Raw genomic sequence first — 22,522 nt, 5'->3', positions numbered from 1 at the left:
GCCGATCGAGCTGGTGTCCCCATCCGGAACACACGTGCAGGGCGCTGCCGACCGGCCGGGGGGACCTGGCACGATTAGGGCGGTACGAACAGCGGACGGCGGCGGGAGCGGGCACGTGGCGAAGATGGGTCCTGGAGTGGTGGTCACGGGGCTGACCCTGGGGGCCCTGGCGGTGGTGAGCCTGTTGGCCTTCCAGGCCAACGGCGCCCAGGACCGCGCGGGCTCGGCCCGGCCGACCGTCGCCTCGACGTCCACCGGCCCGGCCGCCTCCGCGACGCCGAGCGCCTCCGCCACCCCGACCGTCCCGCCGCTGCCGACCTCCTCGGGCAGCGGCACCCGGGTGGTCTACTCCGCCGGCAGCCACTTCGTCTGGCTGGTCGACCCGAAGAAGAACCCGCAGGTCACGGCCGCCTTCCCGGTCACCCCGGGCACGGTCGAGCCCACCCCGGGCAGCTACTCGGTGTACAGCCGCACAACGTCCGGCACCGGTACGGACGGCCGGAAGATCGAGCACGTGGTGCGCTTCGCGCAGCAGAACGGCGTGGTGTTCGGCTTCGGCGCGGCGCTGGACGACACGACCCCGACCGCCGAGCCGAAGACCAAGACCGGCGGCATCCGCAGCGGCCGCGCCGAGGGTCAGCTGCTCTGGGACTTCGCGTCGAACGGCACCAAGGTGGTCGTGGTCGCCTGAGCCGCGCGCGGCTCGCGGACGGCTACCACCAGGACGGTCACTACGCGGCCCGGGGCGTCTCCGCCTCGGGCTCCTCGGCCTGCCGGGGCCGCGGTTCGGGCGGGGTGGACACCGCCTCGGCGGCCGCGCAGGCGGCCAGCAGCGCCCGCATCGGTTCCCCCGGAGCGCGGTGGGCGGACTCTCCGGCCCCGGCGGTGCGCGCGGTGCGCTCCGGGGCGGGGGTGGTGCTCGACATGGCGCCTCCCTAGTTAGGCAGACCTAACCGCAGCACCCATCCCACCACGCCCGGCACCCCGCCCGCAACACCTTGCCGACAGCCTGTCGGCAAAACGGTGGAACCCGATCGACCGCCGCCCCGGCCCGGCTCAGGCGAGCTTCGCCAGCTCCACGCCCGTCCAGCGCTCCCCGACGCCGGTCAGCTCCACCCGGCGCGGGTCGTGGTCCTCCCCGGCGGTGTCGCCGATCGCCCGCTCGATCCGCACCTCCAGCCGGTCCTCGGACAGCCGCTCGACCTTGCCCTCGCCCCACTCGACCACCACCACCGACTCCGGCAGCGAGACGTCCAGGTCGAGGTCCTCCATCTCGTCCAGGTCCCCGCCCAGCCGGTACGCGTCCACGTGCACCAGCGCCGGGCCGCCGACCAGCGAGGGGTGCACCCGGGCGATCACGAAGGTCGGCGAGGTCACCGCCCCGCGGACCTGCAGTCCCTCCCCCAGGCCCCTGGTCAGCGTGGTCTTCCCCGCCCCCAGCTCGCCGGAGAGCAGCACCAGGTCACCCGGCCGCAGCAGCGCGGCCAGCTCCCGGCCGAGCCGGCCCATCCGCTCCGGAGTGGGGACGGTGAGAGTGGCGTGCGAGCCCATGCGCGTGTCTTGCCCTTCGGTCCGTAGCGGCGCGCCGACCACCGGCCGCCACCGCTACCGTGCCACACCCGCGCACCCCGCCGCGGCGGGCGGGGGGCTCAGGCGGAGTCGACGGCCGGACCGACGGTGGGATCGACGGCCGGATCCGGGGCCGTCGCGTCCCCGAGCCGACCGTCCCCGGGCGGTTCCTCGGCGAGTTCGAGGACGGCTGGCGGCAGCGGCGCGGCACCGGCGAACTCGGCGGCCCGGCGCAGCAGCAGCGCCAGCTCGCGGTCGACCAGCTCCGGACGCTCCAGCAGCACCAGGTGCCCGGCCCCCTCCACCAGGACCAGCTCGGCACCGGGCAGCCGCTCGGCCATCACCTCGCTGTGCGCCGACGGCGTCAGCAGGTCCTTCGTCCCGGCCAGCACCAGGGCCGGCAGGCCGCGCAGGGCGGCCAGTGCCTCGTACTTCTCGTGCGCGCCGAACACCGGGTAGAACTCGGCGACCACGTCGATCGGGGTGGCGTCCAGCAGCTGCTCGGCGAAGCGCACCACGCCGGGATCGACGTCCCGGCCGCCGAAGGAGAACCGCCGGTAGAAGACGGCGGCGACGTCCGAGCCGAACCGCCGGCTCGCCTCCACCAGCTCTACCTGACGGCCCAGCAGCTTCACCACCCCGGGCGCGACCTTCTTGAACAGCTTGGCCCCGGCCTTCGGCAGACCGAGGCTCACCTCGTTCCAGTCCCCCGCGAGGGTGCCGACCATCGCGACCCCGGCGACCCGCTCCCGGAACAGCTCCGGATGCTGGTCGGCCAGCGCCATCACCGTCATGCCGCCCATCGAATGGCCCACCAGCACCAGCGGGCCGGTCGGCGCGACGGCGTCGATCACCGCCTTGAGGTCGCCGCCCAGCTGGTCGATGCCGGCCGGCTCGCCCGCCAGGTACGAGCGGGAGCGCTCCGAACGGCCGTGGCTGCGCTGGTCCCAGAAGACCAGCCGCAGGCCCTCGCGCAGCGCCGCCCGCTGGAAGTGCCAGCTGTCCTGGTTCAGGCAGTAGCCGTGGCTGAACACCACGGTCAGCGGCTCGGGGCGGTGACTCGCCCACTCGCCTCCGAGGCGCTCGGACCCGGCGCCGACGCTCGTCGCTCCGACGCCCTCGTTCCGGCCCCCTCGCTCCTCCCTCTCGGCACCGGCGCGCCCCTTCGGCTCGGGGCGGTCGCCGTCCGGCGCGGCCCAGCCGGTGCCGTCCAGCTCGACGTACAGCTCGGTGCCGTCCGGCGCGGCCACCGTCAGCGGGCGTCCGCGCAGCGAGCCGTACGGGGCGGTCGCCTCCAGCTCGGCCCGGGCCCGGCGGCGCATCGCCCGGCCGACCGTCAGCCGCTCTATCGCCACGCCCGCGGCCGCGCCGGCCGCCAGCACGCCGACCGAGATCCCGATCACGCCGGCCCGGCTCACCCCGGAGGCCGCGCCGGCCGCCTTGGCCACCGCCGCCACCGGGCTGCTCCCGTCCGGCGTCCCGGTCATGCCGTGCCGCCCCCGTGGTGGCTGCCGCCCAGGTAGCGGCGGGGCACCCGGGCACCGATCCGGGTGATGATCTCGTACGAGATGGAGCCGCAGGCGCGGGCCCAGTCCTCGGCGGTCGGCTCACCGCGCTCGCCGCTGCCGAACAGCAGCACCTCGTCGCCGACCTCGGGAGTGTCGCCGCCCAGGTCCACCACGAACTGGTCCATCGCCACCCGGCCGGCCACCGTGCGCCACTTGCCGCCGATCTGGACCGGTCCGGTGCCGCTGGCGTGCCGCGGGACGCCGTCGCCGTAGCCGACCGGGACCAGGCCGAGGGTGGTCGGGCCGGGCGTCACGTAGTGGTGGCCGTAGCTGACCCCGTGCCCGCCGGGAACGTGCTTGACCAGCGCCAGCCGGGCGGTCAGCGCCATCACCGGGCGCAGCCCGAAGTCGGCCGGCGAGCCCACCTCCGGCACCGGCGACAGCCCGTACGCGGCGAGCCCGGTGCGGACCAGGTCGAAGTGCGCCTCGGGCAGCAGCAGGGTGGCCGGGGAGTTCGCGAGGTGCCGGACCTCGGGGCGCAGCCCGGCGGCCTCGGCGTGCGCCAGCGCGGCGCGGAAGGAGTCCAGCTGGGCCTGGATCGACGGGTGGCCGGGCTCGTCGGCGGCGGCGAAGTGCGACCAGAGGCCGACCACCCTCAGCAGCCCCTCGGCCTCGGCCCGCCGGGTGTCCGCCACCAGCTGCGGCCAGTCGTGCGGCTGACAGCCGTTGCGGCCGAGGCCGGTGTCGGCCTTCAGGTGCACGCGCGCCGGGATGCCGGTCTCCCGAACGGCCGTCAGCAGTTCCGCCAGCGCCCACTGGCCGCTGACCGAGATGTCCAGGTCCGCGCGCAGCGCCTCGCGCCACGGCCCACCGGGCGTCCACAGCCAGCACAGGATGCGGGCCTGCTCCGGGCGGATGCCCGCGGCCCGCAGCGCCAACGCCTCGTCGGGCGTCGCGCAGCCGAGCCAGCCGACCCCGTTCGCGACCGCCTCGCGGGCGCACTCGACCGCGCCGTGGCCATAGGCGTCCGCCTTGACCGCGAGCATCACCGCCGCGCTCCCGACGCGCTCCTGCAGGGCGGCGAGGTTGCCGCGCAGGGCGGCGAGATCGATGGTCGCCTCGGCCCGTACGCCGTCGGTGAGGGTGGCTGTGCCGGTCGTGTTCGCAGTTGTCATCAGGGTCAGTCTCCCAGACGTCCCGGAGTCCTCGCCGAACGGCCCGTCGGCGCGGCGATCGGCACCGCGCCCCCCGCACCCCGCCGACCTGCGGCGAACGGCCCGTCCACCCAACTGAGGACGCGGCAAATGGACCCCCCGGTTCCGACCGGGGCCACTCCCCGGCGCCGGCGCGGGCCCGCGACACGCCCTCGCGCCGCACCGGCGGTCGCGAGCCGCTACCCCCGGGCCTGGCCGGAACGGGCTCGCGTCCCCGGCGCGAGTCACGGGCAGCTGCGGCCGACGCCCGCCCGAACCGCCCGCGCCCACCTGCCGTCGACCCTCGCAGGCACTCGGGCGGGCCCATTGCCCACGCGGCCCGCCCACATCGGCCTGCCGTCATCGACGGCCCGCCGAAGCACGCCGCCGTACCGGGCCTCGCCTAGGACCTGCCTTCGAACTCCCGTCGTCCGCCCGCAGCGCGGGCGGGGCGGCGTTGGGGTGCGCGCATCGCAAGGCGGAGGAGGGCGCCACTACGGTGGGGGCACCTCCCGGCCGAAGGCCGGGGGGAGCGTCGGTCCGCAGAGGGGTTCGAAGACAGCCCTAAGCCTCCCGCACCGTCCGCCAGGCCGTCGGCAGGGCCTCGGCCACCGCGAGGGCCGTCACCGGGGCGCCCGGGGTGCCGGCTGCCTCCCGGCCGGCCAGGCCGTGGAGGTAGGCGGCCAGCGAGGCGGCGTCCAGCGGGGGCAGGCCGGTGGCCAGCAGGGAGCCGGCCAGGCCGGCCAGGACGTCGCCGCTGCCGGCGGTGGCGAGCCAGGAAGTGCCGGTGGGGTTCACCCGGACGGCCCCGCCCGGGTCGGCGACCACGGTGGTGGAGCCCTTCAGCAGCACGGTGGCCCGGTAGGCGGCCGCCAGGCGGCGGGCGGTGGCCAGCCGGGCGGCGGCCAGGTCGTCGGCGGCGCGCGGCGCACCGCCCTCGGCGCCGGCCAGCAGTCGGGCGGCCTCGCCGGTGTGGGGGGTGAGCAGGGTGGGTGCGGTGCGGCCGGACAGCGCGTCCGGGCCGAGCCGGCCCAGTTCGGTCAGCCCGTCCGCGTCCACCAGCACCGGGACGTCGCTCGCCAGCGCCTCGGTCAACGCCTGCCGCGCCCCCTCGCCACCGCCCGGTCCGACCACCCAGGCCTGCACCCGTCCGGCTCCGGCCGGGCCGCCCTCGGTGACCAGCGTCTCCGGGAAGCGCCGCACCACCTCCTCGGCCGCCGTCCCGACGTACCGCACGGCGCCCGCGCCGCCCCGCAGCGCCCCGGCGACCGCCAGCAGCGCCGCCCCCGGGTACCGCGCCGACCCGGCCGCCACCCCGACCACGCCGCGCCGGTACTTGTCGCTCTCCGCGCCCGGCAGCGGCAGCAGCGCCGCCGCGTCCGCGTGCTGCAGGACCGTCACCTCCGGCTCGGGCAGCTGCAGCCCGATGTCCACCAGCTGCACGGCGCCCGTGCAGGCGGCCCCCGGGTCGATCAGCAGCCCCGGCTTGTACGTGCCGAAGCAGACCGTGACGTCCGCCCGCAGCGCCTCGCCGGGCACCTCGCCGGTGTCGGCGTCCACCCCGCTGGGCAGGTCCACCGCCACCACGATCCCGCTCCGCCCGGCCCGCGCGTACGGCACGGCCTCCGGGCGCAGCCCGCCCCGGCCGCCGATGCCGACGATCCCGTCCAGCGCCAGGTCCGCGCGCGAGAAGTCGGCCAGGCCGACTTCCTGCTCCGCCGTCACCCGTCCGCCCGCCGCCCGCAGCGCGGCCAGCCCACCCGGGTGCGCCTTCTCCGGCGCCAGCAGCACCGCCGTCACCCGCGCCCCGCGCCGGGCCAGCGCCGCCCCGGCGTACAGGGCGTCACCCCCGTTGTCCCCACTGCCCACCAGCACCGTCACCCGGCTGCCGTACACCCGCCCCCGACGCCGCGTCAGCAGCCTGGCGCAGGTCGCCGCCAGCCCGGCGGCCGCCCGCTGCATCAGCGTGCCCTCAGGCAGCCTGGCCATCAGCTCGGCCTCGGCGGCCCGGACGGTTTCCACAGGGTGTGCATGACGCATGGAGGAGCTCCTTCGGCAGGCGCGGCTACCGCCGACGCTAGCCCGCGTCACCGCCCCACGGGAGCCGGGCCTGCGGCACACTTTCGAGTGTCAACCACTTCGATCCCCCACCGGCTTGAGTCCGTGCACCTACCTTGTGGCTCGACACGAACCAGCAGGAGGGAGAAGGGCCATGGTCGCCATGCCGGCAGTCGAGCACCCGCTGGACCAGGACAGCGTCCTCCAGGCGTTTCTGGAGCTGGACACGCCGCCCGGTTTCAAGGCCGAGCTCATCGAAGGGGAGATCGTCGTGACGCCACCGCCGGACGGCGACCATGAGGACGCCATTGCCCGGTTCGCCCGCGCTGTTGCGCGTGAGGCGGCCGAGGAGCTGTACGTCAGCGGCGGGAAGGGGCTGATCACCCCCAAGGGTCGTTTCATTCCGGACGCCACGGTCGCTCCCGTCGGCCATTTCCGCGCTCAGGATTCGTGGTCATCCGCAGTAGGAGTCGAACTGGTCCTTGAAGTGACATCGATCAACCCGCACAAGGACCGCGAGTCCAAGCGCCTGGGCTACGCCGCCGCCGGCATCCCCTGCTACCTGCTCATCGACCGCAGTGAAGGCACGGTGACGCTGTTCACGGATCCGAAGGACGGCGACTACACCACCCTCCACGAAACCGAATTCGGCAGGCGCATCAAGCTTCCCGCCCCGTTCTCCTTCACGCTCGACACGGCGCCCCTGCGGTAGGACGCAGCCACCGCAGGGACGCCGTGGGAGTCACTACTCGACGGTGACCGACTTCGCCAGGTTGCGCGGCTGGTCGACCTCGTGGCCCTTGGCCGTGGCCAGCTCGCAGGCGAAGACCTGGAGCGGGACGGTGGAGACCAGCGGCTGGAGCAGGGTCGGGGTGACCGGGATGCGGATCAGGTGGTCCGCGTACGGCACGACCGCCTCGTCGCCCTCCTCGGCGATCACGATGGTGCGGGCGCCGCGGGCCCGGATCTCCTGGATGTTGGAGACGATCTTGTCGTGCAGGATGGACCGCCCGCGCGGCGAGGGCACGACCACCACGACCGGCAGCCCCTCCTCGATCAGCGCGATCGGGCCGTGCTTGAGCTCGCCCGCCGCGAAGCCCTCGGCGTGCATGTAGGCGAGCTCCTTGAGCTTGAGCGCGCCCTCCAGGGCCACCGGGAAGCCGACGTGGCGGCCGAGGAACAGCACCGAGCGGGCGTCGGCCAGCGAGCGGGCCAGCTCGCGCACCGGCTCCATGGTCTCCAGCACCTGCTCGACCTGCTTCGGCGCGTCGCCGAGCTCGCGGATGATGGTGAAGATCTCGTCGCCCCACTTGGTGCCGCGCACCTGGCCCAGGTAGAGGGCGACCAGGTAGCAGGCGACCAGCTGGGTCAGGAACGCCTTGGTGGACGCGACCGCGACCTCCGGCCCGGCGTGGGTGTACAGCACCGCGTCCGACTCGCGCGGGATGGTCGAGCCGTTGGTGTTGCAGATCGCCAGCACCTTGGCGCCCTGCTCGCGGGCGTGCCGCAGGGCCATCAGGGTGTCCATGGTCTCGCCGGACTGCGAAATGGCGATGACCAGCGTGCCCGGGCCCATGATCGGGTCGCGGTAGCGGAACTCCGAGGCGACCTCGACCTCGCAGGGGATGCGGGTCCAGTGCTCGATCGCGTACTTGGCGATCATGCCGGCGTGGAAGGCGGTGCCGCAGGCGACGATGACGACCTTGTCGACCGAGCGCAGGTCGGCGTCGGAGATCCGCAGCTCGTCGAGGGTGAGCCGGCCGTCGGCGCCGATCCGGCCGAGGAGGGTGTCTGCGACGGCCTTCGGCTGCTCGGCGATCTCCTTGAGCATGAAGTAGTCGTAGCCGCCCTTCTCGGCGGCGGAGGCGTCCCAGTCGACGTGGTACTCGCGCACCTCGGCCGGGGTGCCGTCGAAGTTGGTGACGGTCACGCCGTCCCGGCGCAGCTCGACGACCTGGTCCTGGCCCAGCTCGATCGCCTCGCGGGTGTGCGCGATGAAGGCGGCGACGTCGGAGGCGAGGAAGTTCTCGCCCTCGCCGCGGCCGACGACCAGCGGCGAGTTGCGGCGGGCGCCGACCACCACGCCGGGCGCGTCCGCGTGGACGGCGACGAGGGTGAAGGCTCCGTCCAGCCGCCGGCAGACCGTCCGCATCGCCTCGGCCAGGTCGCCCTGGTAGGCCTCGCCCAGCAGGTGGGCGACGACCTCGGTGTCGGTCTCGGACCGGAGGGTGTGGCCGCGCTCGGCGATCTCGGCGCGCAGCTGGGCGAAGTTCTCGATGATGCCGTTGTGGACGACGGCCACCCGGTTGTCGTCGTCCAGATGGGGATGGGCGTTGGCGTCCGTCGGGCCGCCGTGGGTGGCCCAGCGGGTGTGACCGATGCCGGTGGTGCCGCCGGGGAGGGGGGACTCGGCGAGCGACTTCTCCAGGTTGGCGAGCTTGCCAGCCCGCTTGTCCGTGACGAGACTCCACTGCCCCTGGGAGTCCTGCGCCTGCACCGCGACACCGGCCGAGTCGTAACCCCGGTACTCCAGTCGCTGCAGGCCCGCGATTACTACGTCGAGGGCGGACTGCGCGCCCACGTATCCAACAATTCCGCACATGCGTGCCAGCATAAGGGCGGTTCTGTGGCCGTTTACCCTTCTCGCCCCAACGCTGCGTGACCGACACCACAACCACCGTGAACACCGGTACGGCTCACAATGGAGCATGTGCTGACCGAACTCTGTACGCGGGGCGCCGCAACGCCCGGCCCGTCCCCGTCCCCCTACGTGGACCTCAGCCGGGCCGAGTGGAGCGCGCTGCGCGAGCGTACGCCGCTGCCGCTGACCGCCGAGGAGGTGGAGCAGCTGCGCGGCCTCGGCACAGCCCTCGACCTGGACGAGGTCCGTGACGTCTACCTGCCCCTGTCGCGGCTGCTGAACCTGTACATCCACGCCACGCACGAGCTGCGCGGCGCGCTGGGCACCTTCCTGGACACCCCGGACACCGAGCGCACCCGCACCCCGTTCATCATCGGCGTGGCCGGCTCGGTCGCCGTCGGCAAGTCCACCACCGCCCGCCTGCTGCAGGCCCTGTTGGCCCGCTGGCCCGAGCACCCCCGGGTCGAACTGGTCACCACCGACGGCTTCCTGCTGCCCAACGCCGAGCTGCGCCGCCGCGGCCTGATGGCCCGCAAGGGCTTCCCGGAGTCGTACGACCGCCGGGCGCTGATGCGCTTCGTCGCGGACGTGAAGGCGGGCAAGGAGCGGGTCACCGCGCCGGTGTACTCGCACCTGGTGTACGACATCGTGCCCGACGAGCGGCTGACCGTGGAGCGCCCGGACATCCTGATCGTCGAGGGCCTGAACGTGCTCCAGCCGGCCCTGCCGGGCACCGACGGCCGCACCCGGCTCGCGGTGGCCGACTACTTCGACTTCTCGATCTACGTCGACGCCCGCACCGACGACATCGAGCACTGGTACCTGGACCGCTTCCGCAAGTTGAGGCAGACCGCCTTCCAGGACCCGAACTCCTACTTCCGCCGCTTCACCGAGGTGCCGGAGGAGGAGGCGATGGAGTACGGCCGACAGGTCTGGCGCACCATCAACAAGCCCAACCTGCTGGAGAACGTGCTGCCGACCCGCGGCCGGGCCACCCTGATCCTGCAGAAGGGCCCGGACCACAAGGTCCGTCGGGCGCTGCTGCGCAAGCTCTGAGACACCACCAGGACACGACACGAAGGCCCCCGCGCGCGGGGGCCTTCGGCGTGAAGGGCGCTCAGCCCAGGTGGGTGCGCACCGCCTCGGCCAGCTGGTGCGCGACGGTCTCGGCCTGCGCCGGGTCGGCGGCCTCGACCATGACCCGGACCAGCGGCTCGGTGCCGGAGGGGCGCAGCAGCACCCGGCCGGTGGAGCCCAGCTCGGTCTCGGCGGCGGCGACGGCGGCGGCCAGCTCGGTGCTGGTCTTCACCCGGCTCTTGTCGACGCCCTTGACGTTGATCAGCACCTGCGGCAGACGGGTCATCACGGCGGCCAGGTCGGCCAGCGGCTGCTTGGTGGCGGCCAGTCGGGCGCCCAGCATCAGACCGGTCAGGGTGCCGTCGCCGGTGGTGGCGTGGTCCAGCAGGATGACGTGGCCGGACTGCTCGCCGCCCAGCGCGAAGCCCTGCTCCTTCATCGCCTCCAGCACGTAGCGGTCGCCGACGGCCGTCTCCACCAGGTCGATGCCCTCGCGCTCCATCGCCAGCTTGAAGCCGAGGTTGGACATCACGGTGGCCACCGCGGTGTTGCGGCGCAGGGTGCCGGCCTCCTTCATGGCGACGGCGAGGATGGCGATGATCTGGTCGCCGTCCACCTCGTTGCCCTCGGCGTCGGCGGCCAGGCAGCGGTCGGCGTCGCCGTCCAGGGCGATGCCGAAGTCGGCCTGGTGCTCCTTCATCGCGGCGCGCAGCCGGTCGAGGTGGGTGGAGCCGACGCCGTCGTTGATGTTGAGGCCGGTGGGCTCGGCCCCCAGGGTGTGGACGACCTCGGCGCCGGCCCGGGCGAAGGCCTCGGGGGCGACGTAGGCGGCCGCGCCGTGGGCACCGTCGATGACGACCTTGATCCCGTCCAGGCGGTTGGGCAGGACGCCGATCAGGTGGGCGACGTACTTGTCGAAGCCCTCGGTGTACTCGCGCACCCGCCCGACGGCCGCGCCGGTCGGGCGGTTCCAGTCCTCGCCGCCGACGGTGTGCTTGCGGTAGTGCGCCTCGATGGCGTCCTCGATCCGGTCGTCCAGCTTGTGACCGCCGCGGGCGAGGAACTTGATGCCGTTGTCCGGCATGGCGTTGTGGCTGGCGGACAGCATCACGCCGAAGTCGGCGCCGAGCGCGCCGGTGAGGTAGGCGACGGCCGGGGTGGGCAGGACGCCGACCCGCAGGACGTCGACGCCGGAGCTGGCCAGCCCGGCGATGACCGCGGCCTCCAGGAACTCGCCCGAGGCACGGGGGTCACGGCCGACCACCGCGACCGGCCGGTGCCCGTCGAAGGCGCCGGCCTCGCCGAGCACGTGGGAGGCCGCCACCGACAGGCCGAGCGCCAGCTCCGCCGTCAGGCCCTCGTTGGCCACACCGCGTACGCCGTCCGTACCGAAGAGTCGTCCCACTGTCCCGTCCTCCATCACCATGCTCGGAACCCACCGATGATCCCGGCCGCCGCACGTTAGCCGGGGAACACGTCGCCCCGGAGTACACGAGGTACTCCGGGGCGACGGTTTGCGCAACCAGGGGGTGCGCCGCCAGGGCGGACCGCACCCCCGGGGACGCGATTAGCGCTTGCTGTACTGCGGCGCCTTGCGGGCCTTCTTGAGACCGGCCTTCTTGCGCTCGACGGCGCGGGCGTCACGGGTCAGGAAGCCGGCCTTCTTGAGGGCGCCGCGGTTGTTGTCCACGTCGGCCTCGTTCAGGGCACGGGCCACGCCGAGGCGCAGCGCGTAGGCCTGACCGGAGACGCCGCCGCCGCTGATGCGGGCGACGATGTCGTAACGGCCGTCCAGCTCGAGGAGCTTGAAGGGCTCGTTCACGGTCTGCTGGTGCACCTTGTTCGGGAAGTAGTCCTCGAGGGTGCGACCGTTGATCTTCCACTGGCCGGTGCCGGGGACGATGCGCACGCGGGCGATCGCCTCCTTGCGACGGCCGAGGCCGGCGCCCGGGGTGGCCTCGCCGAAGCGGCCGGCCAGGGACTCGGAGGTGTAGCTCTCCTCGGAGGTGTACTCGCCCTCGACGGCCTCGTCGAAGTCGACCTCAAGGGTTTCAGTGGTCTCGGCCACGGTGTTCCTCAGCTCTTTTCAGTGATGGGGGGCTTGGTGGCCGGAATTACTGCGCGACCTGGGTGATCTCGAACGGCACCGGCTGCTGGGCAGCGTGCGGGTGCTGGTCGCCCGAGTAGACCTTCAGCTTCGAGAGCATCTGACGGCCCAGGCTGTTCTTGGGGATCATGCCCTTGATGGCCTTCTCGACGGCCTTCTCCGGGTTCTTGTCCAGGAGGTCGTCGTAGCGCACCGAGCGGAGACCGCCCGGGAAGCCCGAGTGGCGGTAGGCCAGCTTCTGGGTCTTCTTGTTACCGGACAGGTGCACCTTGTCGGCGTTGATGATGATGACGAAGTCACCAGTGTCAACGTGCGGCGCGTAGATCGCCTTGTGCTTGCCCCGGAGGAGGTTGGCGGCCTGGGAAGCCAGGCGGCCGAGCACGACGTCGGTCGCGTCGATGACGTGCCACTGACGCTGGACGTCGCCGGGCTTGGGGCTGTACGTACGCACGGTCGTAGCCTTCGCTTTTCAGTGAGTGAGTCCTGACAGGAGCACCCGGACGGAAGAGCAGCCTGGCCAACCTTGGACGCAATTCAAGGGGGACCGCTGGTCGTCGACCTGATGTCTCCGGCGTACCGACCTCTCACGTGAGATAGAGCGAGCCAATACGCACATCAAGCGTCCAGGTTACCGGGCGGGCGGGAAGCGGTCAAAAATCGCCGACCGCCCACTCCGGCATCACTCAGCGTTCGCGCTCGACCCGGGTGACGTCCCAGACCGGCTCGGGCGATTCGAAGACCCGGCCGTCCGCGCCGAACACCAGGAAGCGGTCGAAGGTCCTGGCGAACCAGCGGTCGTGGGTGACGCACAGTACCGTGCCGTCGAAGGCCTCCAGCCCGGCCTGCAGCGCCTCGGCGCTCTCCAGGTCCAGGTTGTCGGTCGGCTCGTCGAGCAACAGGGCCGTCACACCGTCGAGTTCGAGCTTGAGGATCATCAGCCGGGCCTGCTGCCCGCCGGACAGCGACTCGAACTTCTGCTCCTCCTGGCGGTCCAGCTCGTACCGGCGCAGCGCGCCCATCGCGGCGCCGCGGCTGAGCGCGTGCTCCTCCTCGATGATCGACCGGACGGTACGGCCGAACAGCTCCGGGTGGGCGTGGGTCTGCCGGAAGTGGCCGGGGACGACCCGGGCGCCGAGCTTCCAGCCCCCGGTGTGCTCGACCGTCGTGTCGCCGGCCAGCAGCCGCAGCAGGTGCGACTTGCCGGCGCCGTTGGCACCCAGCACCGCGACCCGCTCGCCGTAGAAGACCTCCAGGTCGAAGGGCTGCATCAGGCCGGTGAGCTCCAGCTGCTCCATGGTGAAGGCGCGCACGCCGGTGCGCCCGCCCTTGAGCCGCATGGTGATGTTCTGCTCGCGCGGCGGCGCCTCCGGCGGGCCGGCGTCCTCGAACTTCTTCAGCCTGGTCTGGGCGGCCGCGTAGCGCGAGGCCATCTCGTGGCTGACGGCCGCGGCCTGGCGCAGGGTGACGACCAGCTTCTTCAGCTTGGCGTGCTCCTCGTCCCAGCGGCGGCGCAGCTCCTCGAAGCGCTCGAAGCGGGCCTTGCGGGCCTCGTGGAAGGTGTCGAAGCCGCCACCGTGCACCCAGACGCTGCTGCCGGCCGCGCCGGACTCGACGCTGATGATCTTGTCAGCGGTGCGGGAGAGCAGTTCCCGGTCGTGCGAGATGAACAGGACGGTCTTCGAGGTCGCCTTGATGGCGTCCTCCAGCCAGCGCTTGGCGGGGACGTCCAGGTAGTTGTCCGGCTCGTCGAGCAGCAGCACCTCTTCGGGGCCGCGCAGCAGCGCCTCCAGCACCAGCCGCTTCTGCTCGCCGCCGGACAGGGTGTTCAGACCGCGCCACTGGGCCTTGTCGAAGGGCACGCCCAGGGCCGCCATGGTGCAGACGTCCCAGTCGGTCTCGTAGTCGTAGCCGCCGACGTCCGCCCAGTCGGAGAGCGCCTGGGCGTAGGCCATCTGCGTCTTCTCGTCGTCCTGGGCGATCATCGCCAGCTCGGCGGCGTCCACCGCGCGGGCGGCCTTGGCGATCCGCTCGGGGGCGACCGAGACCAGCAGGTCGCGCACCGAGGCGTCGGCCGGCAGCGCACCGGGGGTGGCGGACTGGTCCTCGCGGCCGGTGGTGCCGACGAACTGGCGCATCACGCCGAGCCCGCCGCTGATCGTCACCGAGCCGCCGTGCGGCTGGATGTCCCCCGCGATCATGCGCAGCAGGGTGGTCTTCCCCGCCCCGTTGGCGCCGACCAGGGCGACCGCGGCGCCCTCGCCGACCCGGAAGGACGCGTCGTCGAACAGCACCCGCCCGTCCGGCAGGTAGTACTCCAGGTGCGAAATCTCGACGTGTCCCATGGGAAGGATTGTCCCAAGCGGACGCCCCGGGCCAAAACGGATTACGAGGCCGCCGGCTGACCGGGCAGGGTGCGCATCCGCCGGGCCTGCCGGTTGCGCTCGGCGAGCTGGTCGTCCGGCGGGTAGCCGACCTCCTCGAGGGTCAGTCCGTACGGCCGGATCACGTTGACCGCGGAGTTGCGGACCCCGCCGGCCAGCACCTCGCCGGGGAACTCCACCGGCCGGTGCCCGTCGCCGACCAGCAGCATCGCGCCGACCAGCGCCCGGACCATGTTGTGGCAGAAGGCGTCGGCCCGGACGGTGGCGACCGCCAGGCTGCCCTCCTGGCTCGCGTAGGTGTCCACCGGGACGCGGTCCCAGTGCAGCTCCAGCAGGGTGCGGATGGTGGTGGCACCCTCGCGCTTCTTGCAGTACGCGGCGAAGTCGTGCTCGCCCAGCAGCAGCTTCGCGGCCGCGTTCATCTTCTCCACGTCCAGCGGCCGGTCGTGCCAGAGCACGTGCCCGCGCAGCAGCGGGTCGACCCCGCCGGGATGGTCGGCGACCCGGTACGCGTACCGGCGCCAGATCGCCGAGAAGCGGGCGTCGAACCCGGCCGGCGCCTCGCCGACCCGGTAGATCCGGACGTCCCCGGGCAGCCGCCCGGCCAGCCGGCGCAGCAGCTTCTCCCGGTGCGCCTCCCACAGCTCGGCCGGCAGGTCGACGTGGGCGACCTGGCCGCGGGCGTGGACCCCGGCGTCGGTGCGGCCGGCCACGGTCAGCGGGAACAGCTCCGGGCTGCGGGTGACGATCTGCAGCGCGGTCTCGATCTCCTCCTGGACCGTCCGGCGGCCGCCCTTCTGGCGGGCCCAGCCGGAGAACTCGGCGCCCTGGTAGGCGAGGTCGAGCCGGACCCGGACGTACCCGTCGGCCGGGCCGTCCTTCACCGGCGGCTGCTCGGCGCAATCGTTGACCACTGCTTCTCTTCTCCCGGGGACCTCGGAAACAAGGAACGGGCCCGCTCCCCCGGTGAAGGGAGAGCGGGCCCGCAACACACCTAGAGGTGTCAGGCCTGCTCGGCGGCCTCGGCCTCGTCGGCCTTGGTCTCGACGGCGGCGGCGGCCTCGTCGGCCTCCTTGACGGCACGCTTGGTGGCGGCCTCGGCCTCGCCGACGGCGGTCTGCGCGACGGTCAGCGCCTCGACCAGCTCGATCACGGCCATCGGGGCGTTGTCGCCACGACGGGGACCGATCTTGGTGATGCGGGTGTAGCCACCCGGGCGGTTCTCGTAGCGCGGCGCGATCTCGGTGAAGAGGGTGTGCAGCACCGACACGTCGGTGATGGTCTTGCGCACCAGGCGACGGTTGTGGATGTCGCCCTTCTTCGCCTTGGTGATCAGCTTCTCCGCCAGCGGGCGCAGGCGGCGGGCCTTGGCCTCGGTGGTGGTGATGCGGCCGTACTGGAACAGCTCACGGGCCAGACCGGCGAGCAGCAGCGGCTCGTGGTGCGGGCCACCGCCCAGACGGGCACCCTTGGTGGGACGCGGCATGGAATTACTCCTCGAATCTCCGACTGCGGCCGTACCAGGTACCGCAGCGGGCGTACGGGCACTGTGCCCGTACGGCTTTCATGACGACGGGGGCGGTTCCGGGGAACCGCCCCCGCGGTCAAGTCTCTCAGTACTGCTCGGTCTCCGCGTAACCCGCGTCGTCCAGGTCGTCGGCGCCGAAGGCGTCGGCGGCGGCGGTCGGGTCGAATCCGGGCGGGCTGTCCTTGAGGGCCAGGCCCATGCCGGCCAGCTTCGCCTTGACCTCATCGATCGACTTCGCACCGAAGTTGCGGATGTCGAGCAGGTCGGCCTCGGAGCGGGCGACGAGCTCACCCACGGTGTGGATGCCCTCGCGCTTGAGGCAGTTGTAGGAGCGGACGGTGAGCTCCAGCTCCTCGATCGGCAGCGCCAGGTCGGCGGCCAGGGCGGCGTCCGTCGGGGACGGGCCCATGTCGATGCCCTCGGCGTCGATGTTCAGCTCGCGGGCGAGGCCGAACAGCTCCACCAGGGTCTTGCCGGCCGAGGCCATGGCGTCGCGCGGACGCATGGCGGGCTTGGTCTCGACGTCGACGATCAGCTTGTCGAAGTCGGTCCGCTGCTCGACACGGGTGGCCTCGACCTTGTAGGTGACCTTCAGCACGGGGCTGTAGATCGAGTCGACCGGGATGCGGCCGATCTCCTGGCCGGAGGCCTTGTTCTGGACGGCGGAGACGTAGCCGCGACCGCGCTCGACGGTCAGCTCCATCTCCAGCTTGCCCTTGCCGTTGAGGGTGGCGAGGACCAGCTCGGGGTTGTGCACCTCGACACCCGCCGGCGGGGCGATGTCGGCGGCGGTGACGACACCCGGGCCCTGCTTGCGCAGGTACATCACGACCGGCTCGTCGTGCTCCGAGGAGACGACCAGCTGCTTGATGTTGAGGATGAGGTCGGTCACGTCCTCCTTGACGCCCGGCACGGTGGTGAACTCGTGCAGGACGCCGTCGATGCGGATGCTGGTGACAGCGGCACCCGGGATCGACGACAGGAGCGTGCGGCGCAGGGAGTTGCCGAGGGTGTAGCCGAAGCCCGGCTCCAGCGGCTCGATCACGAACCGGGAGCGGAACTCGTCGACGACCTCTTCGGTCAGCGAGGGACGCTGAGCGATAAGCATGGGGTTTCGATCCTCCAGTCTTCGGCGCCCACTATTTGACGCCGAACGAATGGCCATGAGGCGGTGGCCTCATGCCAAGCGTACGGGCTCCTGCAAAAAACAGGAGCCCGTACGAGGTTTAAAGCAGGACCCGCGTGCCCGAAGGCGCTGCGTCAGACGCGGCGGCGCTTCGGCGGACGGCAGCCGTTGTGCGGGGTGGGGGTGACGTCCTGGATCGAGCCGACCTCGAGGCCGGTGGCCTGGAGCGAACGGATCGCGGTCTCGCGGCCGGAGCCCGGACCCTTCACGAAGACGTCAACCTTGCGCATGCCGTGCTCCTGCGCGCGACGGGCAGCGGCCTCGGCGGCCATCTGCGCGGCGAACGGGGTGGACTTGCGCGAGCCCTTGAAGCCGACGTGGCCGGCGGAGGCCCAGGAGATCACGTTGCCCGACGGGTCGGTGATCGAAACGATCGTGTTGTTGAACGTGCTCTTGATGTGCGCGTGGCCGTGAGCGACGTTCTTCTTTTCCTTGCGGCGGATCTTCTTCGCGCCGGCAGCCTGACGACCCTTGGGGGGCATAAGTCTGTTCTCCTACTGAGGTGGTCGGTCCGCTGACCCGCGGGCCGGAGGGATGTCCGGTTACGGGACGGACTACTTCTTGCCCGGCTTCTTCTTACCGGCGATCGCGCGACGCGGGCCCTTGCGGGTACGCGCGTTGGTGTGGGTGCGCTGGCCGCGGACCGGCAGGCCACGGCGGTGACGCAGACCCTCGTAGCAGCCGATCTCGACCTTGCGGCGGATGTCGGCGGCCACCTCACGGCGGAGGTCACCCTCGACCGTGTAGTTGGCGTCGATGTACTGGCTCAGCTTGACCAGGTCTTCCTCGGAGATGTCGCGAACGCGGACATCCGGGTTGACGCCGGTCTCGGCGAGGGTCTGCTGGGCGCGGGTACGGCCGATGCCGTACACGTAGGTGAGGGCGATCTCGATCCGCTTCTCACGGGGGAGATCAACGCCGGCGAGGCGTGCCATTCAAGGCTCCTGTGGTTCTTCAGAGGTCTGGCGTGCCACCTACTCCGACACCTCACGGTGAGGGAGCCCCGGCCTCTGAGCCGGGGGCGGCAGTCCGCCCCGGACGGGACGGATCGGGTGACCCGCTTATGACGTTTTCGCGTCGCGCGAAGTACTACGAGAAATGCTGGGGAGAGATCAGCCCTGGCGCTGCTTGTGGCGCAGGTTGTCGCAGATCACCATGACCCGGCCGTGGCGGCGGATCACCTTGCACTTGTCGCAGATCTTCTTGACGCTCGGCTTGACCTTCATGTTTCAGGTTCTCCGGGTCTAGATCTGACGTTCTTACTTGTAGCGGTAGACGATCCGGCCGCGCGTGAGGTCGTAGGGGCTGAGCTCCACGACGACCCGGTCGTCCGGCAGGATGCGGATGTAGTGCATGCGCATCTTGCCACTGATGTGCGCGAGGACCTTGTGACCGTTCTGCAGCTCGACCTTGAACATCGCGTTCGGAAGAGACTCGATCACGGTGCCCTCGATCTCAATGGCGCCTTGCTTCTTAGCCATGAACTGCGAGATCCACCTTCCGGGACCGGCTACCGTATGCGGAACGCTCGTGCGAACCTGGGTTCACCCCAGCCCCGAGGGGAAGAGGGCGTGCTGAAGCACGCTACGAGTGAGCCGACGGTCCATCCTACGCCAGCGCGCCCCACGCTCCAAAACGGGGGCACCCGAAGGAGTCCGCCGTCACACCCGTGGCCTCAGGCCCCGGTGGAGACGGTCAGCGGCTCGACGTGGGCGGTGCAGGCCGAGCAGCGGCGGGCGGCCTCGGGGATCTCGGTCAGGCACTCGGGGCAGGGACGCTTCGCGGCCTTCGGCTTCTTCGGCAGGTACCGGGCGGTGGCCTTGGTGACAGGCAGCACGACGCAGAAGTAGAGCACCGCGGCGGTCATGAAGAACGCGATCAGCACGTTCAGGAACTGGCCGTACGGGAAGGTGACGTGGGCGATCGTCGCCTTGTACGAGCTGAAGTCGCCGGCCGCGCCGATCACCACGCCCACCAGCGGGGTGAGGAAGGCGGACACGAAGCCGGACACCACCGCGGTGAACGCGGCGCCGATGACCACACCGACCGCCATGTCGACGACGTTGCCGCGCATCATGAAGTCGCGGAATCCCTTGAGCACGTGCTCTCTCCTGCTCGCTCGTAAGCCAGTAGCTGCCACTGCCAGCCGTTAAAAAAATAGGACAAAAGCCCTGGAGGTCCAAACCTCCAGGGCCCTGATCCCTTGTCAGGAGCGGCAGTCGGCCGCCGTGGCGCCTAGGCCAGCGGGTCCGGAGCCGCGGTGATGCCCAGCTTGGCCAGTTCGGCCTTGCCGCCGTCGAAGGCGGTCAGCACCAGCGGGCCCTGCTCGGTGACGGCCACCGAGTGCTCCCAGTGCGAGGCCCAGGTGCCGTCGTTGGTGACGACCGTCCAGTCGTCCTCCAGCACGGTGGTGTGCGGGGTGCCCAGCGAGACCATCGGCTCGATCGCCAGCACGGTGCCGGGGACGAGCTTCGGGCCCTTGCCGCGGCCGCGCTCGACGTAGTTCAGCACGTGCGGCTCCATGTGCATCGCGGTGCCGATGCCGTGGCCGCCGTAGCCCTCGGTGATGCCCCACTTGCCCTTGGGCGGCAGCGGCTGGCGGCGGATGTAGCCCTCGATCGCCTTGGAGACGTCCACCAGGCGGTTGTTCTTCTTCATCTGCGCGATGCCGGCCCACATCGAGCCCTCGGTGACCCGGCTCAGCATCTCGACCTCCGGGCGGACCTCGCCGACCGCCACGGTGATCGCCGAGTCGCCGTGCCAGCCGTCCAGGATGGCGCCGCAGTCGATCGAGATCAGGTCGCCCTCCTGCAGCACCCGGTCACCGGGGATGCCGTGCACGACCTCGTTGTTCACCGAGGCGCAGATCACCCCGGGGAACCACAGGCCGCCGTGGTGGGCCCGGAAGTTCGAGGTGGCGCCGTGGTCGGTGATCACCTTGTCGGCGATGTCGTTGAGCTCCTGGGTGGTCACCCCGGGAGCGACCGCCTCGCGGCAGGCCTTCAGCGCCTCGGCGACGACCAGCCCGGCCGCTCGCATCTTCGCGATCTGCTCGGGGGTCTTGATCTCCACCATCAGGGTCACGCCTTCCAAGTCCGGATTGCCACTGCCTACCACCGTACGACGCCGAAACGGCCGGGCCGCCCGCTCAGGGGCGACCCGGCCGTTCACGCGTACCTCGCTGAGGGACCTCAGCCGTTCTGCTTCAGCGCCTCGATCGCGCGCTGGGTGACCTCGTCCACCTTGCCCAGGGCCGGGATGGTCTCCACCAGGCCCTGCTGGGCGTAGTAGTCGATGATCGGCTCGGTCTCCGTGTGGTAGACCTCGAGGCGGGTGCGCACCTTCTCCTCGGTGTCGTCCGAGCGCTGGTACAGCTCGCCGCCGCACTCGTCGCAGACGCCCTCGACCTTCGGCGGGTTGTAGTCCACGTGGAAGACGTGGCCCCCGTCGTTGCGGCACAGGCGGCGGCCGGCGATCCGGCGGACGACCTCGTCCTCGGGGACCTCGAGGTCCAGGACGCCGTCCAGCTCGATGCCCTGCTCGGCGAGGAACTCGTCCAGCGCCTTGGCCTGACCCAGGTTGCGGGGGAAGCCGTCGAGCAGGAAGCCGTTGGCGGCATCGGCCTGGAGCATGCGGTCCTTGGCCATCCCGATGGTGACCTCATCCGGCACCAGGCGACCCGCGTCCATGTAGCTCTTGGCCTCGAGCCCCAGCGGGGTGCCCTGACCGATGTTGGCGCGGAACAGGTCGCCGGTGGAGATGTGGGGGATGGACAGGGTCTTGGCGAGCAGGTGCGCCTGAGTACCCTTCCCGGCCCCGGGAGGACCAACGAGGACGATACGCATCAGCGGAGGAACCCTTCGTAATTGCGCTGCTGGAGCTGGCTCTCGATCTGCTTCACAGTTTCGAGTCCGACGCCGACGACGATGAGCACGCTGGTGCCGCCGAACGGGAAGTTTGTCTGCTGTCCGAAGGCGACCAGGGCGATCATCGGGATCAACGCGATCAGGCCCAGGTAGAGCGAACCCGGCCACGTGATTCGGGTCAGCACGTAGTTCAGGTACTCGGCCGTCGGCCGACCGGCCCGGATGCCCGGGATGAAGCCACCATACTTCTTCATGTTGTCGGCAACTTCTTCGGGGTTGAAGGAGATGGCGACGTAGAAGAAGGCGAAGAAGACGATCAGCAGGAAGTAGGTGGCCATGTAGATCGGGTGGTCACCCTTGACGAAGTTCTGCTTGATCCACACCGCCCAGCCCGCCTGGCTGTTGGTCAGCTGAACCACCAGGGCCGGGATGTACAGCAGCGACGAGGCGAAGATGACCGGGATGACACCGGCCTGGTTCACCTTGAGCGGGATGTAGGTCGAGGTGCCGCCGAACGCCCGGCGGCCGATCATCCGCTTCGCGTACTGGACCGGGATCCGGCGCTGGGCCTGCTCGACGAAGATGACCAGCATCACAACGATGACGCCGACCGCGACCACGGACAGGAACTCGACCCAGCCGCCGCCGATGGTGCCGGACTGCTTGATGGCCCACATCGAGGACGGGAACTGCGCGGCGATCGAGGTGAAGATCAGCAGCGACATGCCGTTGCCGATGCCGCGGTCGGTGATCAGCTCGCCCAGCCACATGATGACCGTGGTGCCGGCCGTCATCGTGATGACCATGGTGGCGATCCGGAACACCGAGGTGTCCGGCACGATCTGGTTGGCCAGCGGGCAGCCCGAGAACAGCGCACCGCTGGAGGCCGTCGCCACGATGCCGGTGCCCTGGAGCACGGCGAGCGCGATGGTCAGGTAGCGGGTGTACTGGGTGATCTTCGCCTGGCCGGCCTGCCCCTCCTTCTTCAGCGCCTCCAGTCGCGGGATCACGACGGTGAGGAGCTGGAGGATGATGCTCGCCGTGATGTACGGCATGATGCCGAGGGCGAAGATCGTCAGCTGGAGGAGCGCGCCACCGCTGAACAGGTTGACGAGTCCGAAGAGGCCGTTGTTCTTGGTCTCCTTCACGCACTCGTTCACGGCCGTGAAGCTCACGCCCGGGATCGGAATGTGCGAGCCCAGCCGGAACAGCACCATGATGCCCAGCGTGAACAGCAGCTTCTTGCGCAGGTCGGGCGTCTGGAACGCCCGCGCGAACGCACTGAGCACGGTGCCTCCTGCGCCTCCCGCGCGTCGTCGGCGGGAGGGTCGGTCCTGGAATGGGGAGTTTGCGGTTCGGGCTCCCGTACAGACGGCACAGGCGAGCCTACGCGCAGCCTACAAGGGAA

The 22,522-nt window shown here is 71.3% G+C and carries 24 protein-coding genes; 3 read left to right on the top strand and 21 right to left on the bottom strand.

The annotated features are described in order from the left end of the window. Positions 1–124 precede the first annotated feature (124 nt). Complete coding sequence (locus tag ACWCYO_RS17130) at positions 125–691, top strand: hypothetical protein (RefSeq protein WP_270151190.1); 567 nt, start codon at positions 125–127, stop codon at positions 689–691. A gap of 40 nt (positions 692–731) precedes the next feature. Here ACWCYO_RS17130 and ACWCYO_RS17125 read toward each other — a convergent pair whose 3' ends face one another. The 5 genes from ACWCYO_RS17125 to ACWCYO_RS17105 form a co-directional block, all read right to left on the bottom strand. Beyond that, entirely contained in the window at positions 732–926 is a 195-nt protein-coding gene (locus ACWCYO_RS17125; RefSeq protein WP_270146490.1) for a hypothetical protein, read from the bottom strand. A 130-nt stretch (positions 927–1,056) separates the two neighbouring features. After that, positions 1,057–1,551, bottom strand: coding sequence for a tRNA (adenosine(37)-N6)-threonylcarbamoyltransferase complex ATPase subunit type 1 TsaE (gene tsaE, locus ACWCYO_RS17120; protein ID WP_270146489.1), 495 nt, complete (start codon positions 1,549–1,551; stop codon positions 1,057–1,059). A gap of 98 nt (positions 1,552–1,649) precedes the next feature. Continuing rightward, entirely contained in the window at positions 1,650–3,056 is a 1,407-nt protein-coding gene (locus ACWCYO_RS17115) for an alpha/beta fold hydrolase (RefSeq protein WP_449784640.1), read from the bottom strand. Beyond that, a complete protein-coding gene (alr, locus tag ACWCYO_RS17110; RefSeq protein ID WP_270146487.1) occupies positions 3,053–4,252 on the bottom strand; it encodes an alanine racemase in 1,200 nt (399 codons plus the stop codon). The genes ACWCYO_RS17115 and alr overlap by 4 nt, the downstream gene beginning before the upstream one ends. A gap of 582 nt (positions 4,253–4,834) precedes the next feature. Next, a complete protein-coding gene (locus ACWCYO_RS17105) occupies positions 4,835–6,310 on the bottom strand; it encodes an NAD(P)H-hydrate dehydratase (RefSeq protein ID WP_449784639.1) in 1,476 nt (491 codons plus the stop codon). A 172-nt stretch (positions 6,311–6,482) separates the two neighbouring features. Here ACWCYO_RS17105 and ACWCYO_RS17100 point away from each other — a divergent pair, with 172 nt between their 5' ends. Continuing rightward, positions 6,483–7,040, top strand: a complete 558-nt coding sequence (locus ACWCYO_RS17100) for a Uma2 family endonuclease (protein ID WP_333493489.1) — start codon at positions 6,483–6,485, stop codon at positions 7,038–7,040. Positions 7,041–7,073: 33 nt separating this feature from the next. Here ACWCYO_RS17100 and glmS read toward each other — a convergent pair whose 3' ends face one another. Continuing rightward, positions 7,074–8,930: a glutamine--fructose-6-phosphate transaminase (isomerizing) gene (gene glmS, locus ACWCYO_RS17095; RefSeq protein ID WP_270146485.1), complete on the bottom strand. Its 1,857-nt coding sequence runs from the start codon at positions 8,928–8,930 to the stop codon at positions 7,074–7,076. Positions 8,931–9,029: 99 nt separating this feature from the next. Here glmS and coaA point away from each other — a divergent pair, with 99 nt between their 5' ends. Beyond that, on the top strand, positions 9,030–10,025 hold the full coding sequence (gene coaA / locus ACWCYO_RS17090) for a type I pantothenate kinase (protein ID WP_270146484.1): 996 nt from the start codon (positions 9,030–9,032) through the stop codon (positions 10,023–10,025). Positions 10,026–10,086: 61 nt separating this feature from the next. Here the strand turns inward: coaA and glmM are convergent, their stop codons facing one another. The 15 genes from glmM to secY all read right to left on the bottom strand — a co-directional run bounded on the left by glmM (position 10,087) and on the right by secY (position 22,403). Further along, complete coding sequence (gene glmM, locus ACWCYO_RS17085; protein WP_270146483.1) at positions 10,087–11,451, bottom strand: phosphoglucosamine mutase; 1,365 nt, start codon at positions 11,449–11,451, stop codon at positions 10,087–10,089. Positions 11,452–11,613: 162 nt separating this feature from the next. Next, entirely contained in the window at positions 11,614–12,114 is a 501-nt protein-coding gene (gene rpsI / locus ACWCYO_RS17080) for a 30S ribosomal protein S9 (protein ID WP_270146482.1), read from the bottom strand. Positions 12,115–12,160: 46 nt separating this feature from the next. Next, positions 12,161–12,604, bottom strand: a complete 444-nt coding sequence (rplM, locus tag ACWCYO_RS17075) for a 50S ribosomal protein L13 (protein WP_035848207.1) — start codon at positions 12,602–12,604, stop codon at positions 12,161–12,163. 232 nt (positions 12,605–12,836) lie between these two features. Further along, positions 12,837–14,495 (bottom strand): ABC-F family ATP-binding cassette domain-containing protein, encoded by a 1,659-nt coding sequence (locus ACWCYO_RS17070; protein ID WP_449784638.1) that lies wholly within the window; start codon positions 14,493–14,495, stop codon positions 12,837–12,839. A 41-nt stretch (positions 14,496–14,536) separates the two neighbouring features. Then, positions 14,537–15,448, bottom strand: coding sequence for a tRNA pseudouridine(38-40) synthase TruA (gene truA / locus ACWCYO_RS17065; RefSeq protein ID WP_051746692.1), 912 nt, complete (start codon positions 15,446–15,448; stop codon positions 14,537–14,539). 89 nt (positions 15,449–15,537) lie between these two features. After that, positions 15,538–16,020 (bottom strand): 50S ribosomal protein L17, encoded by a 483-nt coding sequence (rplQ, locus tag ACWCYO_RS17060; RefSeq protein WP_270146480.1) that lies wholly within the window; start codon positions 16,018–16,020, stop codon positions 15,538–15,540. 127 nt (positions 16,021–16,147) lie between these two features. Beyond that, positions 16,148–17,170, bottom strand: a complete 1,023-nt coding sequence (locus tag ACWCYO_RS17055) for a DNA-directed RNA polymerase subunit alpha (RefSeq protein WP_030055844.1) — start codon at positions 17,168–17,170, stop codon at positions 16,148–16,150. A 152-nt stretch (positions 17,171–17,322) separates the two neighbouring features. Continuing rightward, positions 17,323–17,730 (bottom strand): 30S ribosomal protein S11, encoded by a 408-nt coding sequence (gene rpsK, locus ACWCYO_RS17050; protein ID WP_014136257.1) that lies wholly within the window; start codon positions 17,728–17,730, stop codon positions 17,323–17,325. 72 nt (positions 17,731–17,802) lie between these two features. Then, the gene (gene rpsM / locus ACWCYO_RS17045) at positions 17,803–18,183 is read right to left on the bottom strand and encodes a 30S ribosomal protein S13 (RefSeq protein ID WP_097237495.1); all 381 of its coding nucleotides are present in this window, start codon (positions 18,181–18,183) and stop codon (positions 17,803–17,805) included. 177 nt (positions 18,184–18,360) lie between these two features. Continuing rightward, a complete protein-coding gene (gene rpmJ, locus ACWCYO_RS17040; RefSeq protein ID WP_003956441.1) occupies positions 18,361–18,474 on the bottom strand; it encodes a 50S ribosomal protein L36 in 114 nt (37 codons plus the stop codon). Positions 18,475–18,507: 33 nt separating this feature from the next. Next, positions 18,508–18,729, bottom strand: a complete 222-nt coding sequence (gene infA, locus ACWCYO_RS17035) for a translation initiation factor IF-1 (RefSeq protein ID WP_003956442.1) — start codon at positions 18,727–18,729, stop codon at positions 18,508–18,510. A 194-nt stretch (positions 18,730–18,923) separates the two neighbouring features. Further along, positions 18,924–19,349 (bottom strand): large conductance mechanosensitive channel protein MscL, encoded by a 426-nt coding sequence (gene mscL / locus ACWCYO_RS17030; RefSeq protein WP_270146479.1) that lies wholly within the window; start codon positions 19,347–19,349, stop codon positions 18,924–18,926. Positions 19,350–19,483: 134 nt separating this feature from the next. Next, entirely contained in the window at positions 19,484–20,323 is an 840-nt protein-coding gene (gene map / locus ACWCYO_RS17025) for a type I methionyl aminopeptidase (protein ID WP_270151187.1), read from the bottom strand. Positions 20,324–20,439: 116 nt separating this feature from the next. Continuing rightward, complete coding sequence (locus ACWCYO_RS17020; RefSeq protein WP_270146478.1) at positions 20,440–21,093, bottom strand: adenylate kinase; 654 nt, start codon at positions 21,091–21,093, stop codon at positions 20,440–20,442. After that, positions 21,093–22,403, bottom strand: coding sequence for a preprotein translocase subunit SecY (gene secY, locus ACWCYO_RS17015; RefSeq protein WP_270146477.1), 1,311 nt, complete (start codon positions 22,401–22,403; stop codon positions 21,093–21,095). The genes ACWCYO_RS17020 and secY overlap by 1 nt, the downstream gene beginning before the upstream one ends. Between the last annotated feature and the right edge of the window lie 119 nt (positions 22,404–22,522).

This window comes from Kitasatospora sp. NPDC001683 (genome assembly GCF_053596495.1).
Note: the sequence above shows the minus strand (reverse complement) of the source record. Positions and strands in the feature narration are given on the sequence as shown.

Excerpts from the sequence above, each read along its gene's own strand:
- rpmJ (WP_003956441.1), bottom strand. The coding sequence starts at position 18,474 with ATGAAGGTCAAGCCGAGCGTCAAGAAGATCTGCGACAAGTGCAAGGTG.
- rplQ (WP_270146480.1), bottom strand. The coding sequence starts at position 16,020 with ATGCCGCGTCCCACCAAGGGTGCCCGTCTGGGCGGTGGCCCGCACCAC.
- tsaE (WP_270146489.1), bottom strand. The coding sequence starts at position 1,551 with ATGGGCTCGCACGCCACTCTCACCGTCCCCACTCCGGAGCGGATGGGC.
- ACWCYO_RS17100 (WP_333493489.1), top strand. The coding sequence starts at position 6,483 with ATGGTCGCCATGCCGGCAGTCGAGCACCCGCTGGACCAGGACAGCGTC.
- rpsK (WP_014136257.1), bottom strand. The coding sequence starts at position 17,730 with ATGCCCCCCAAGGGTCGTCAGGCTGCCGGCGCGAAGAAGATCCGCCGC.
- map (WP_270151187.1), bottom strand. The coding sequence starts at position 20,323 with ATGGTGGAGATCAAGACCCCCGAGCAGATCGCGAAGATGCGAGCGGCC.
- ACWCYO_RS17055 (WP_030055844.1), bottom strand. The coding sequence starts at position 17,170 with ATGCTTATCGCTCAGCGTCCCTCGCTGACCGAAGAGGTCGTCGACGAG.
- rpsM (WP_097237495.1), bottom strand. The coding sequence starts at position 18,183 with ATGGCACGCCTCGCCGGCGTTGATCTCCCCCGTGAGAAGCGGATCGAG.
- ACWCYO_RS17020 (WP_270146478.1), bottom strand. The coding sequence starts at position 21,093 with ATGCGTATCGTCCTCGTTGGTCCTCCCGGGGCCGGGAAGGGTACTCAG.
- ACWCYO_RS17130 (WP_270151190.1), top strand. The coding sequence starts at position 125 with ATGGGTCCTGGAGTGGTGGTCACGGGGCTGACCCTGGGGGCCCTGGCG.
- ACWCYO_RS17125 (WP_270146490.1), bottom strand. The coding sequence starts at position 926 with ATGTCGAGCACCACCCCCGCCCCGGAGCGCACCGCGCGCACCGCCGGG.
- coaA (WP_270146484.1), top strand. The coding sequence starts at position 9,030 with ATGGAGCATGTGCTGACCGAACTCTGTACGCGGGGCGCCGCAACGCCC.
- ACWCYO_RS17105 (WP_449784639.1), bottom strand. The coding sequence starts at position 6,310 with ATGCGTCATGCACACCCTGTGGAAACCGTCCGGGCCGCCGAGGCCGAG.
- alr (WP_270146487.1), bottom strand. The coding sequence starts at position 4,252 with ATGACAACTGCGAACACGACCGGCACAGCCACCCTCACCGACGGCGTA.
- ACWCYO_RS17070 (WP_449784638.1), bottom strand. The coding sequence starts at position 14,495 with ATGGGACACGTCGAGATTTCGCACCTGGAGTACTACCTGCCGGACGGG.
- glmS (WP_270146485.1), bottom strand. The coding sequence starts at position 8,930 with ATGTGCGGAATTGTTGGATACGTGGGCGCGCAGTCCGCCCTCGACGTA.
- infA (WP_003956442.1), bottom strand. The coding sequence starts at position 18,729 with ATGGCTAAGAAGCAAGGCGCCATTGAGATCGAGGGCACCGTGATCGAG.
- ACWCYO_RS17115 (WP_449784640.1), bottom strand. The coding sequence starts at position 3,056 with ATGACCGGGACGCCGGACGGGAGCAGCCCGGTGGCGGCGGTGGCCAAG.